Annotated in this window: 10 protein-coding genes; 4 read left to right on the forward strand and 6 right to left on the reverse strand. The window is 68.4% G+C overall.

The window, feature by feature from the left end; translation table 11 throughout:
- The 4 genes from ACFW1I_RS29950 to ACFW1I_RS29965 form a co-directional block, all read left to right on the forward strand.
- Positions 1 to 712: DnaB-like helicase N-terminal domain-containing protein (locus tag ACFW1I_RS29950; RefSeq protein WP_384675767.1), on the forward strand; the 712-nt coding region annotated here is incomplete at its 5' end.
- 15 nt (positions 713 to 727) lie between these two features.
- On the forward strand, positions 728 to 2,011 hold the full coding sequence (locus ACFW1I_RS29955) for a DUF317 domain-containing protein (protein WP_384675769.1): 1,284 nt from the start codon (positions 728 to 730) through the stop codon (positions 2,009 to 2,011).
- A 36-nt stretch (positions 2,012 to 2,047) separates the two neighbouring features.
- Positions 2,048 to 5,299 carry a hypothetical protein gene (locus ACFW1I_RS29960; RefSeq protein WP_384675771.1) on the forward strand — a complete coding sequence of 1,084 codons (3,252 nt, stop codon included), beginning with the start codon at positions 2,048 to 2,050 and terminating at the stop codon, positions 5,297 to 5,299.
- A gap of 384 nt (positions 5,300 to 5,683) precedes the next feature.
- A complete protein-coding gene (locus ACFW1I_RS29965) occupies positions 5,684 to 6,526 on the forward strand; it encodes a hypothetical protein (protein WP_384675773.1) in 843 nt (280 codons plus the stop codon).
- Here the strand turns inward: ACFW1I_RS29965 and ACFW1I_RS29970 are convergent.
- The 6 genes from ACFW1I_RS29970 to ACFW1I_RS29995 form a co-directional block, all read right to left on the reverse strand.
- Complete coding sequence (locus tag ACFW1I_RS29970; protein ID WP_383732906.1) at positions 6,511 to 7,323, reverse strand: aldo/keto reductase; 813 nt, start codon at positions 7,321 to 7,323, stop codon at positions 6,511 to 6,513. The genes ACFW1I_RS29965 and ACFW1I_RS29970 overlap by 16 nt on opposite strands.
- The gene (locus ACFW1I_RS29975) at positions 7,233 to 8,444 is read right to left on the reverse strand and encodes a JmjC domain-containing protein (RefSeq protein WP_384675776.1); all 1,212 of its coding nucleotides are present in this window, start codon (positions 8,442 to 8,444) and stop codon (positions 7,233 to 7,235) included. Before ACFW1I_RS29975 ends, ACFW1I_RS29970 begins: the two co-directional genes overlap by 91 nt.
- A 6-nt stretch (positions 8,445 to 8,450) precedes the next feature.
- Positions 8,451 to 8,627 carry a hypothetical protein gene (locus ACFW1I_RS29980; RefSeq protein WP_179499972.1) on the reverse strand — a complete coding sequence of 59 codons (177 nt, stop codon included), beginning with the start codon at positions 8,625 to 8,627 and terminating at the stop codon, positions 8,451 to 8,453.
- A gap of 488 nt (positions 8,628 to 9,115) precedes the next feature.
- A complete protein-coding gene (locus tag ACFW1I_RS29985) occupies positions 9,116 to 10,012 on the reverse strand; it encodes a DUF5655 domain-containing protein (RefSeq protein WP_384675779.1) in 897 nt (298 codons plus the stop codon).
- A 438-nt stretch (positions 10,013 to 10,450) separates the two neighbouring features.
- Entirely contained in the window at positions 10,451 to 10,972 is a 522-nt protein-coding gene (locus tag ACFW1I_RS29990) for a hypothetical protein (RefSeq protein WP_383732917.1), read from the reverse strand.
- 630 nt (positions 10,973 to 11,602) lie between these two features.
- A complete protein-coding gene (locus ACFW1I_RS29995; RefSeq protein ID WP_384675781.1) occupies positions 11,603 to 12,826 on the reverse strand; it encodes a hypothetical protein in 1,224 nt (407 codons plus the stop codon).
- Between the last annotated feature and the right edge of the window lie 574 nt (positions 12,827 to 13,400).

Raw genomic sequence — 13,400 nt, forward strand, 5'->3', positions numbered from 1 at the left:
GGACCCCGGCCGGTGGGGGGCCGCCGAGGCCGACGCGCTCGCCGCGGTCGTGGACGACATCGCCACACGCTTCCCGCCCCGCGGCGGCGTCCTGCCCCGGACGCCTGTGTCCCCGCCGGCCGTCGTGCCCGACCACACCGAGGCGGCGGAGGAGGAGCAGTTGCTGCTCGCGACCGCCGCCGCCCGCCCCGCCGACATTGAGTCCGTACGGTGGCTGCTGCCCGAGGACTTCACCCAACCCCTGCACGCCGACCTGTGGCAGTGCCTCACCGCCCTTGTCCGCCGCCACGAGCCCGTCGACCCGGTCACCGTCCTGTGGGAGGCCCAACAGCGTGGGCTGCTGCACGACGGAAGCGAGCCGAGCGACGTACTGCGTCTGCTCGCCGAACCCGCAGGCTCCGTCGGGCACTGGGGCCAACGCGCCCTTACCCGCTCCCTCCTGAGCACGGTGGACGACGCTGCCCGCCGCATCCTGGCGTACTCCGACGACCCGATGCACACACCGTTCCAGCTCGTCGCCGCTGCCCGCCGAACCCTCGCCGACATCGGCGCTGTCCGTACCCGCTGGCAGCACGCTACCGGCCGCCCGCTGCCCCAGCGAGCGCGGGCTGCGCCCACCACACGCGCCGGCCCCTCGACGCGCCGCGCCCCCGTCGTCTCGCCGCCGTCTGCGCGGCCCGCCACACGGGCCGCCGCCGGCCGAACCCCCTAGCCTCCGAAGGACCCGATGCCGTACGCCCCCGCCGACGCCCACATCCGCTTCGCCCTCCACCCCGACCACCAGCCCGCCGTCATCGCCACCACGACAGGCGCCACGGCCGACGCCGCCCGCTCCCACCTATACGACCACGGCTTCCGCAGCACCGGCCCAACCACGATGGTCCTCGCCCGCATCGACCGCGAAGAGCCCCACTACACCGTCAAAGCCGCCGCGCAGCTCCAGGTGTACGGCTTCACTACCGAGATCGACCCCGCCCTCCAGGACGAGATCGACACCGAATGGACCTGGGCGAACCACCCCATGCCCTGGTGCACACGCGACGAGATCCGCGAGGTCGGCGCCGCGGCCCAGCGCATCCACGACGACATCACTACCGGCCACCTGACCATTCACCTGCACGCCGACGACGGCCACACCACCGTCGCCGTCGGCTCCTACACCACCGGCGTGCGCCGGCACATCCACCTCCACGGGGAGAACCATCTCCGGCAGATCTCCACCTCGTACGACACCGAAGCCGAGGCCGTCGCCGAGTTCCACCGGCTCTACTCCGTCGCGGTCCGCCCCGGCCCTGCCCCGCTCACCGACCTCGAACAGGCCGTCCGCCGGCTCCTCGCAGGCAAGCCCCCGTCCACCGCCGAGGAGACCTCCGAGCCCACGGTCGAGCCTCCGGTCGCGGAGCCCGGCGAGCACGAGGCGTTCCTCGCCGCCCTCTTCGACGAGGACCGTCAGTGGGAGAGGTACCGCCCCTCCGACGAGACGACCATCGCCTCCCACGAATCCCTCGCCGTGCGAGCCGAGTTCGACCACGAGGCCCGGCACTGCACCGACGTGGCCTGGACGGTCGCCGAGTACGACGGCCCGGTCGGCGAGCGCCTCTGGCACGCCACCCTCACCGCCGGCACCCCCGTGCCCCTCATCCGCGCGATGCTCCAGTACCTCGACGCCCCGCCCCTCACGGCCGCGTACGGCCCGGACGACGTTCTCCACGACGCTGCCTGGCACCCGGCGAGCCACCCCGCCCGCACCACCTGGACCGCAGCCGGTGCCATCACCTTCGAGCACACCCTGCACGCCACGACCGACCGCTGGATGCTGTACGGCGGGGACAACCTCGACCGAGCGGCGTGGACTATCCGCCTCTCAGCCGGCGTTTCCCACGACCTCCTGGCCCACCTCGTCAGCACCGCTGCCGATCTCTCCACGCCACAGCCCCCTTCCGTACGCCGGCCGCCCTTGGGCGCGCCAGTCCCCGTCGTCGTTCCTCAGCGCCGTGGCTGGCTCCGTTAGCCCGCACGAGACGACGAGCACGGGCATGATGGCCAGGTGACAGAGCCTCCAGCCCTCCCCCCTGCGCCGGATGACAGCAGCTCCATTCGTCGGGAGCGCATTCATCAACGATTGCAGCATCTCGGTCCCGGCCCAGCAGCCCTGTTCGAGGACATGTGTCGCCTGGTCGACCACGACTTCCAGCTCAACAGCCGATCCATGCTGATCTTCCACCTGCTCAGGGAGCTGGAGAGTTCGGTCAGGGCCGTTCTTCTACCTGATGAGGCCCGCGTACCCCGCGAAGCGGGCGCGGGTACAGCTCACAAAAAGGCGGTAGAGGCCATCCTGGCCGCCTTGAGCATCGAGAAGACATCGCCAGCGGGGAAGGCGTGGCTCAAGGCGGTCGGCACACTACAGGGACGGGCGCACAGGAGGAACCTCGAACATCCGCAGACAGTGGTTGCAGACATCCTTGAGCGGGTCGACAGCCTGGAAGGCATGCTCGACACCGTCCTCGACGCCTTCGAAGCCCACTACTTGGCGTCCGTGGAACGTCTGGAGGCCCTGGCCGACATACCGGAGCCCACCACCGCGGACGCGCAGCGCCTACGTAAGGACTTCCCTCAAAACCAGATCACCTGGGAGAGGTTCTTTTCCCGGCTCACTACGCCGGCATGGCTCGGACCACTACGCAGCGCGGGGTTCTTCGCGGATCTCCCACCTGTGACAGTCGACGACGAGGGGAACCAGGTCTCCTATCTTCGCTGGCCGGCATCGGCATACCTCGCCCGTGTTGCGGAAGCTGACCCCGAGCAGGTACTCGTCATCGCCCGAGATGTCCCGGAGACGGACAACCCGTTCGTCAACCTCGACCTGGTGGAGGCAGCTCTACGCATGCCACCTGCCAAGGCTGCAAAGCTCGCTCCGAGGGCCACAACCGCAGCGCGCCGTAGTCGCGAACTGATCAACCCACTTCGATACGCGGCCCTCGTTGCCCACTGCGCCGAGAACAGCGATCAGGCACCCGCACTCGACTTGATGGCTGCCCTGATCGACGAGGCACAAAGCGGCGGTCGGCTCGATGAGTGGGAGTACGAGCAAATCCTGGGGCACTACGCGCCCCGCCTCGCCGAGTCCGTGGGGCTGCCGTGGCTGGAGATTCTTGCCGACCTCCTGGATCAGGCGAGCGGGACTCCTGAAGAAGCGGCAAGCCGGTCTGGGATGGACATGTCCCGGACGTATTGCCCGACTCTCGAACAGGATCGCCCGCACCCCTACCAGCTGCGAGAGGCACGCCTGACAGCAGCAGTCCGAGATGCCGCTCGCCATCTTCTGACCTCGAGTCGGGCGGACCTTCACGCCGTCCTTGCCGTTCTCGACACCTACCCGTGGCTGATCTTCCGGCGTCTACGTCTTCACGTGCTGGAGCATCACGGCGATCTCACGCCGGCACTGGTCAGTCAGGCCCTGTCCGACCGACAGTTGGCAAGAGACGATGCCCTCGCACTCGAGTGGCTGCGCCTGGCCCGGGCCCGCTGCGAACAGCTCGAACCCGAACACCGCGATGTTCTTATGCAAATCGTCCGGGAGGGGCCTCACACAGATAAGTGGAAAGAAAGCCACCGTCGATACGCCAACGAGGAGATCAGCGACACAAAGCTGAGGCACCTCACGGACACGTGGCGCCGGGAGCGCTACGCCTCGATCCGGCCTATCCTGCCAAGCGATTTGCAGAACGACCTCCAGCGGCTCGAAACGGAGTACGGTCCGGCGGACTCGCTCGACGACATCAAGGAGCCATTCGTGTGGACTCCGCCAAGTTCGGTAAGCACGGACGAACTGGCGGCTCTCAACACCACTGAGCTCGTTGCCCGCGTTCGCGCTTTCACCCCATCGGCCGACTGGTTCACTGGGCAGTCCGAAGGGGACTTCGCGATCCAGCTACGGTCGGCTATCAGCCAGCAGGCACGCACCCACAGCTCACGATCCGCACTGTTCGCCGACCTGGACGATGCATATCTTGTTGCCGCGCTCGGCGGCTTCACTGATGCCATCCGCCGCGGCGAGGACCTCGACAGCGAAGCCCTCGTCCAGTTGGCGGCCACTGCCACCGAGCGGTCTGCCAGTCCGCGAACCCACGACATCCTCCGCGAGAGCGCCCAACTCCTGCACGGAATGCTCGTTCGTCCCACGGCACAGCCGGTACCTGACCTGGCCGAGGCCATCTGGCGAACCCTCACCGCCACCCTCCGCACTACCGACCTGCCCGCGGCCGGCGACACCGATCACTGGAGTGACCCTCGCGCCCAGGCGCTGCGCACCATGGTGGCTTGGGCGCGATGGCGCCGCACCCACGATGCCGACTTTCGGCGCCTGTTCGGCGTTCTGGATGAACTGACCGAACCCGACTCACTTGCCGGCTCGCCCATCGCGGACCTGATTGTCACCGTCGTCGGCGAGCGGTTTGCGCAACTGACCGACCTCGACCATGACTGGGCCGATCGCCACGCCTATCTCCTGACAGGAAGCGAGCCGCTGACACGCCTCGCGTGGGAGGCATACCTGGAGGCTTCACCGAACTACCGGCCCGCCATCGAACTCCTTCTCGGCGCCTACCGCACTGCGGCTTCCACCCGCACCGAAGACGGCACCACCCGACAAGAACACCTCCGCATCAAACTCGGCTCAGACATCCTTGCGCGCTACTGGGGCGGCCTCATCGAACTGGACGGCGAGGACAGCATCATCCGCGACTATTACGCCAACTCCAGCGGTGAGGCCCTCAAGCAGCTCGCCTGGAACATCGCCTCTGGCCTCCGGACTGGTCCAGACATCCCCACTGCTGTCATCGAACGTGTCCGCCTCTGGTGGGAATGGCGAATGGCGATGCTCGCCGGAGCACCTGTCGGCCCAGAGTCACCGGAACGACGAGAGCTGCTGGATATCCCCGGAGCGTTGGTGGGTAGCGGACGATTCCCGGCCACCTGGTGCCTTGATCAACTCGACGACCTCCTCCAGACCACCGGATCCTTCGGCCGGAACACGCACGTCTTCCGCTACCTCACGAGCATCGTCGAAGATCACACCGGCCCGGTGCTGAACCTCCTACAGCAATGCCTCGCTTCACCGTCCATGGACCCCTGGCTTCCCGGCCTGCGCGAAGCCGACATCAGCACCCTGTTGCGCACCGGCCTACAGGCTCCCGAGCACACCATGCTTGCTCGAGGCATCATCAACCGTGCAGCCGCCCGCGGCTACCAGCAGTTCCGCTCCCTACTGACCGCACAACCAGCGGACCCCGCCTCCTGAGCCGCCCCGCTTCGGACAGGCACCCTCACTCGCGGACGTCGTACGCGTTTCTGAGAGACGGTGCAATGCCAGTCGGATGTTTGCACCCGCCACCGCCCACGCGGGAGAAGCCTGCCGAGTAGGACCGGCCCGCGATGGGCAAGGGGCGTGGTCGGCATCGGGAGCCGTCCCCGGCTGAGGAGCGGGATCAGCAGGTGCAGGCTGCTTGAGAGGCTGATGGCAGACTCCGATGGCCGGCCCCGTCTCGGGCGAGGGCGGCTGCCCGCTCGCGAGCCGTTCTGCGTGGCGGCACGAGTCTGCTCACGACGGGTGTGAAGGCGCGAACGGTTCGGAGGCGCTCGGTGTCGGGCTTGGCGTCCCGGCCTCTGGGGTACGTTCGGGCGCATGACGCTGCGTTCGGTGGATCTACGTAAAGAGCCGGTGGAAGCCGTACTGGACCGTGTCGAGCGGTCGCTGGGGACTAGTCTGGACCGCGAGAGTGTGGTGCGTAAGCGCCGCTCGGTGGGTGCGCGGACGGACCGTGGTACGTGGGTGCGCATCGAGCGCCGTGGGCTGGACCGGATCGGGGTCCAGGGCGGGGACGGCACCGCGTCCGCGGAGGCGTTGTCGGATGTCGCGAAGCCAGCCTGGTTCGCCGGCGTGGCCTGGCGAGACGAGACGGATCCGGTGATGTGGCGGGCGGACGAAACGGAGCTGCTGCCCGGGCCGCCGGTGGGCAACGCCGTGCTGACAGGGGAGCCCCGGCTGTCCGAGATGTGGTGGGCCGGGTTGAACGCCTCCCTGGATGCTCTGGGTTCGCAGCGCACCAACCGGATCGCGACGCCGGACACAGAGACCCTGACGCAGGAGCTTGTCGCGGAAACGATCCGCGGTGTCTTCCCCGACGTCGATACGTCCGTGGGTGAGTGGCGTCCGGCCCATGCGGACCTCAACTGGGCGAACGTGACGGCGCCGGTGTTCTGCGTGTTCGACTGGGAGGACTGGGGCATGGCCCCGCGCGGTCTGGACGCGGCGAACCTGTGGGGGGCGTCCCTCGCCATCCCGTCCCTGGCCGACCGCGTGCGCAGCGAGCGGCGTGACGACCTGGAGACTCGGGATGGCCGGCTGATGATGCTGTTCGTCGCCGCGAAGATCGTGGGCCCTTACGCCGACCCGGACGACCCCCGGCTGGGGGCCGCCAGGGAGACGGCTGAGCGCGTGGTGGGGGAACTTCAGTCGCGTTGCTGACGACGGGCGCGCAGGAGCCGCCGGTACGCCTGGACGGCCTGGTCGTCGACCTCGTACGCCAGGGCATCGACCAGCTCGCGCAGGTGGGTGGCCTTGTCCGTACCGACCGCGACCGCGTCGACCGGGGGCAGTCGGAAGGCCGAGCGGTAGACCGCCTGGACCGGTGTGGCCGGTCCGGCGTCCCGCAGGAAGATCCGGGGGTCGAACTTCTGCCATGGCGGCTCGCTCGTGCTGCCGCCGAAGGGGCTCATGCCCCAGACCTGGACTGGTCGCCACCGCCTCACCAGTGCCTCGGCCGCTTCGAGGATGTCGGCGCCCACCAGGAGACCGGCCCGGATCATGAGGACGTCAGGGCGGGGTACGTCGAGGTCCGCGAGCGGGCGTGGGTCCCAGCTCGAAACGCCCCATCCGCCGCACAGTCCCGCGCGTGCGGCGTCGGCCAGGACCGCGCATGCCCGCGCCAGCGCTTCGGCGCCGGGGCGTGCGTGCTCGGGGTTGTGGAGGAGCACAGCCTGCGGTTCTCGTCCCAGATCCTTCGCGGCCCGCTCGACCGCGGCGCGCAGCCGGTCGGGGGCGAGGGAATGTTCCCCGGGAAAGTACCCGACCTTGGTGGAGATCGAGAACTTCGGCAGGAGGTCGCCGGCCACCGCGCTCAATGTCTCGTGGGAGCGGTGGTGGAGATAGTTCGCGGCGGTGTCGAGCCGCGTTACGCCGAGCCCGGCGGCTGCTTCGAGTACGTCACGGGCGTGACCAGACCGGTATAGCCCGAGAACAACGTCTCCGTCAGTGGTTCGCACAGCCCCTCCGTGATCAGCAGGTCGGCCAGGGTGGTGGTGTCTGCGTCGGCGCCGTCGAGGTGGACCGGGTGGCCCGACAGGAGTGCGCGAAGGCCCTCCTCCGCCCGCGCGTGGAAGGTCAGCTGCTTCCCGCCGCCGCGGACCTGAACCGTGTTGCCGGACCGGGTGATGTGGGGGGCGAACTCGGTGACGGCCACGACGCCGTCGAGCCGACCGAAGGCCGCCACGTGGGGCATGTGGCGGGCGGGTGGGGTGCTGGAGCGCAGTTCGTCCAGGTACCGCTCGGGACTGTAGGAGGCGGCCAGGGTGCTGAGCTTGTCCGCCAGTCCCTTGGGTCCGGCGTCGCCGGCGCCTTCCAGGTCGCGTCGGAACGCCTCGTCGGCGCGGGCGGTGTCGGAGAGGAAGTTGACCCATGTGACACCGGTGCGCTTGGTGAACCCGAACGTCACGTGCAGCGAGTGGCCGTCACTGCCGGAGCCGAGGCGGGTGGCGGTGTGCCAGAAGCCACGGGGGATGTGCATGACGTCCCCAGCCCGCATCGTGCCCTTCCACAGCACCTCATCGGAGGGCGTGCGGTTGCGTTCCGCGTCGCGGTACATCGGCGCGGGCCGGGACAGCCCGCGGACCTCCCACGACTTCTTCCCGGACAGTTGCACGGCGATGACTTCGTGGTCGTCCCAATGCAGATGGAATCCGTCGGTGTCGCCGACCGCGAGGTAGGCGTTGGCGGAGGTCAGCTCGCCCGACCACCAGCCCAGGGCCCGGCAGGCGACTTCCAGCGTCGGGTCGAAGAAGTCCACGTGGTCCAGCACCACGGTGCCGCCCTCGTTGAGGATACGTCCCAGGGCCGCCATGTCGGCCTGGCTCACCGCCTGCCTGCGCCGGTTGACGTTGGTGGACAGGAACGTGGACGGGTGGATCTCGTCGCCCTCGGCGTAGCAGCGCAGTTGCGGGTTGGCCAGGTGACGGCGCTTGATCAGGTCCAGCAGCCTGTGTGGGGTCAGCAGGCGGGCAGGCAGGTCCGGGTCCGTGAGCCGGCCGCGCGCGAACGCGGTCCCCACGGAGCCCGGCCCGTCCCAGCCGAGAGCTTTCTCGATGTGAGTGACGAGCCGGTGCTCCATGGCCCCTTACTCCTTTGGGAGGTTCAGGTCGCGGTTCTCGCCGTCGTCGCCCGCGCTGTTCTGCGAGCTGGTGATGTCAGACCGCTCGGATTCGCTACGGTCGTGCGCGGTCGCCAGCTCTTCCACCGCGATCAGAAGCGCGGGGCTGGTCCCCGACGTCTGCGTGGACGCCCTGTCTGCCATCGACACTCTCCTCTCGGTCATTCCCGCCCGGCTCCGAGCGAAGGAACGAGTTAACCCGCGTCCAGCCGATGACAATAGAGCGCGATTCGGACACGCGTGCGGAGCCGCTGTCCTCGCCGCCGATGGCGCCGCGTATCTGACCCGGGTGACACGGGGATCGGTCGTTGCCTTCACGTGTCCGTTCAGGTCACCCCAAGGCGTACGCGGAGGGATGCGGGGCGCACTGCCGGGGTGCCCCAAGGCTTCCGCCCTCGCGGACGTACGAGATCACCTCAAGGATCTAGTCCGCCAGGCCAGTGAACACCTTGCACGATCAGACGCACTGGAATCGGAGCGGAGGAACATAGCGTGGGATCGCCGGTTGGCCAAACCGGCGATCCCACGGAGTATTGATGGTCCACCGCCACGCCCTGCCCGTCCGACGAAAGGAACCACCGACGACCACAGACCACCCACGAAGCTCGCACGGCCAAGAGGCCGGCAGACGATCACGCCGACGCGTAGCTCGCCCGGAAAAGATCCTGCGCCCGCTCCACGTCCCTCGGCGTACGGAGCTGCACCTCCAGATCACCCGTCCCGTGGTGACCGAGACCAGACACGTCCCGGGTGAAGCCCGGAACGAGGTCGACATCCTTCGGGTCGACCTTCAGATAGACCAGGAGCTTGCTCCGCTGCGGCGGACAGACGCAGGCGAAGTTCCGCAGCCGCTGATAGGCCCGGTAGGTCTTGCGCTCGACGCGGTTCACACCGTCCCCGAGCCCGAGCAGCACTTCGTCGACCGCGTTGGCCAGCTCCATCATCGGCGCACCCTGAACGTCTGCTGCGGCCCGAGCGACCGCCTGCCGGCGAGCCCGGCGGGCCACCGGCGTGCCGCCGCTGACGGACGCTACGGTCTCAAGCCCGAGCAAGTCGCTGCCGAAGAGTCGGTAGCGGACCAGGTCGATCGAGCGCCGATGCTCGCGCACGGCGTGCACGTCGTAGCGGGTGAAGTCGCCGGCGATGCAGATCAGGCGCGGGCCGCTCCACAGCACCTGGGACGCGGCCGTCCCCCCGAGCCGGTCGCGGACCAGGTGCTCGAACTCGGCTCGGTGGTCTACCAGCCAGCTGAGATAGAACAGCCCCTGGTTGATGACGCCGGCGTCGACCCCGCGCTTGTACTCGACGATGACCGGTGATCCGTTCTCGTCCAGCCCGAGCGAGTCGATCCGGCCACCGTGCACCGGCCCCGTGCTGTACTCGCTCGCAAGGAAACGAACCCCCAGCAGCGTCTCCATGTGCGCATCGACAAGGCTCTGCACGTCTGCCTCGACCTCAGCAAGACGCGGCGTGACCTCGGCCATGGCGCTATTCGTTGTGCTCGTGCGGAACAGTCTCAGGCCCGACACCTTCCCCTCCTCGGTTAGGAGATCGACAACGTCAGGCGCGTGCGGATTTGTTTCCGCACAAGCCCGACGCTGCAGTGAAGAAAGTGTGGGGGTACATCAAGATCCCAGGTGCACCTTCCCGCGGCCATGGTCCCGTGGGGAAGCCCCTGCCGGCGTCCCTGGCCTGGGGCCCGCGCACCCCGACCGACCGCACGGCGGTCTTGGCCGATGTCGTCAGCAGGTGTCAAGCGGGGTCATGAGCCTGGAGACCAGTGTGCGGAGGACGCGGGGTACTCCACCGAGCCCGCCGCCGAGGAGGTCGTGCGGATCCAGCGCCGCGCCTTCGAGGCGTGCGGCACGCCTCGCGGACGCCACTAGCGACCACGCGGCCGTGCGGGAGCACCTGGGGCTGTCGGAGGCGGACCCGGGCGTGCCGCTGCTGCCGTCGAAGCCGGACGATCAGTGACGTGCATCCGCAGCCTGGCAGAACTGGTCGTACACGGTGCGCACATCGCGGGCGACCCGCTTGAGGTCCTCGTCCGTGATCGGGTCGATGTCAGCCAGGTCCTCGGGCGCGCGTTCGTTAGCGAAGTGCATCACGTGCGCGCTGGCCGTGTTCCAGTCCTTGAGCAGCCGATCAGCGGTGTCGCCGGTCGGCTTCTGCCAGTCGGGCACGAGGGCGCGGGCGTCGGCGTTCCGGCTGTCGTGGGTGAGCTTCACCAGGAACTCCACCAAGAGCCTCACATTCACCCAGAACGACTCAATGCACGCGACGCGTAGCACGCCGGGTATGTCCTTGCCCGCAACGAGGTAGTCGCGGCACCCCTCGACCTGGTCCATCGCCATGTCCACGAAGTCCCGGGTCCGGGCGTCCGGCGTGTAGTTGTTGTTCCACCACGCGGCGTCAGGGATCCGGTTCTCCTCGTCGGAGAGGCAGCCGTCGTTCTCGTTGCACCTTGCGGTGTCAGGGGTGTTCGTCATGGCCTGCACCCTAGGTTGCGGACACGGGCCCTCATGAGCGATTTTCGAAGCGGCTAGACTGACTTACGGCCCACGGGCGCTGCTGCTGGAGTACACCATCGTGGTCCGTCCGCTGCCCGATCCCCTGACGCCCCTCGGGCGTCGGCGTGATGGATGTCGGATCCTTCCGATCCTGGGCCCCGCGCCCACCGACCCGTCGGCGCAGCCCGGCGGAGACCCGAAGACGACCGGCCCGGCACAGGAGTGGCGGTCGACCAGAACGCGCTCGCACTGCTGGCCCGCGAGAAGGACCAGGGCAGCCGGACGGCGGTGAAGCGGCTCCTCGAGCAGCTTGGCGTCGAGGAACCCGACGCCCTGACCGCGTTCCTTGACGACGCAGCGCAAGGCGCAGACGACCGAGGTGGAGCGCGCCAACGTCGCCCGGAGCTGTTGGGCAGCCGGGGCAGGTCACGCCGCGCCCGGCGCCCGGAGGGTCCCCGTCGGCGACTTACGACGAGGACGCCACCGCCATGGGCCACTTCGCCGATAGGTCCGACGCCTCCTGGGGGCTGGCCTGTTGACTGAACCACTGACGGAGTTCCCGCAGGTCAGTGACCAAGCTAGCTCTGCGCGTGGCGACGACTTCGGGACTCAGACGATCGATTTGATGCTCTCGTCCGCATACCGCAGCGTCTCGTCGATGGCCTTGTCCATCTCGCGCAAATCGTCGGGCTTGGCCGTGAGGAGAGCAGGGACGTTGATGAGGCTCGCAGCGAGGAAGCATCCCGCCACGGTGAGGAACTCCTTGTATCGTTCCTGCCCCTCGTGCCCGAGCGATTCCCAGTCCCGGGGCTCCGGTGGCAAACGCGCCCTCCACTTCTCAAGGGCGTGGGTGCCGTGGACTTCGACGTATTCCATGATGGTCGTGGCGCGCGACAGTACGTCGACCATCGTGTCGAAGCCTTTCTGTGACTGCTCCAGAGCCGCCTCCGCGGCCTCGACCTGGGTTCGGAGACGTTCCTCCTCCTTCTTGTTCCGGCGCTGCCTCAAAACGTAGAAGCCGGCAGCCGCCAGCGCTGCCGCCGGGGCGGCGACCATGCCTGTGAGCAGGAGAATTCCGCCCGCCATGCCCGCACCGCCTGCGGCCAGCGTGCCTCCTCCTAGGAGGGCCAGAGTCGCGTTGGTCGCGGCAACCCCAGACAGCGTCGAAATAGCCGCTCCAGTGGAGGCGGTCCCGAACAACGCGGCGGCCGCGAACGCACCGTAGGCCGCGGCGCCGCCGACCGCCGCCCCGGCCGCGCCTCCCGCGGCGGCACCACGGATCGCGTTGGCGATCCCGGCGGACATGGCCTCGATGCGTATCGCTGTAGGGGTCTCGCCCGCGCTCTCGCTCTCCTCCTCACTCGGTCTCTCTGGCTCGGGCGCCCCACTGATGCTCTCGGCCAGCTCCACGAACCTCATGAAGAACTCGTCGCGGACGACATCATGGACACGGTTGAAGGCTTCCCCGTGTTCTTGGGTGATCTTCGACCGCTGGGCCGCCTTCTCGTTGATCTCGGCGTGGCGTCTCTTCGTCTCCGCGACTTGGTCGCGCAGCTTCGCCGGCCGCTGGCCTCGCTGACGAGTGAGAGTCCTGGTTCGGTCCTCCGCCTCCTGCTTGAGCTGCGCGGGTGTCAGTTGGAGCGCGAGGGCGATGGCGGCCAGACGGTGCTCCCCGGGGCTTATGAGCCCGCGCTCGATCCGGGAGATCGAGACCGCGCCGCCTTTCCCGTAATCGGCCCGCGCAGCCAACTCTTCCTGGGTCATGGAGGGTGTCTGGGCCTGGCGGTGCTCGCGGATGACGAGGCCCATCGCCTCTGCGCTGAAATCATTCACCGGTTCCGGTCCTTTCGGTCCGCGGGCTGTGGCGACGCCAGGAGGACTTAACCTCACGCGCTAGCTCACCACCGGAGCGGAGAGCCTGGGCTCCGTCTTCCGCGAACTGTTTGGCCGCCTTGACGACGGCCGGGTCACGACGGACTTTGTCGGCGGTCTGGATGTTCTGGGCGGCAGTGAGCGTCAGGTGGGCGAGGTTGAGGCGAGACATGGCAGTGGACCTTTCGTCGCTGATAGTGCCTGCGCGTGTGCAACATAGCGACACTTAGTGTGCAGCGTCCGCACTATGGCAAAACTGGCTGCAACGGCGGCACGCTCAATCCCCACCGTCCACCCCACCGAAGCCTCTGACACCGCCGCGCTCGTCCAACTCGCCGACTACATCAAGTAACCAGACCAGGCCGCCCCAATCAGCAAAGGACCTGCGAGGCGCTGCACTAGCTTGCGATCGACACGGTGTTGGGGGGCGCGCGCCGCCCGCCCGAGGCCCCCCCCCCCCACCCACCCCCGAACAAGCAACGCCCAGAAGAGCCCCACCCCCCCCCCCACCCCCCAGACAGAGAGAATGAGGGTG

It is taken from the genome of Streptomyces sp. NPDC058955 (assembly GCF_042741435.1).
GTDB lineage: Bacteria > Actinomycetota > Actinomycetes > Streptomycetales > Streptomycetaceae > Streptomyces.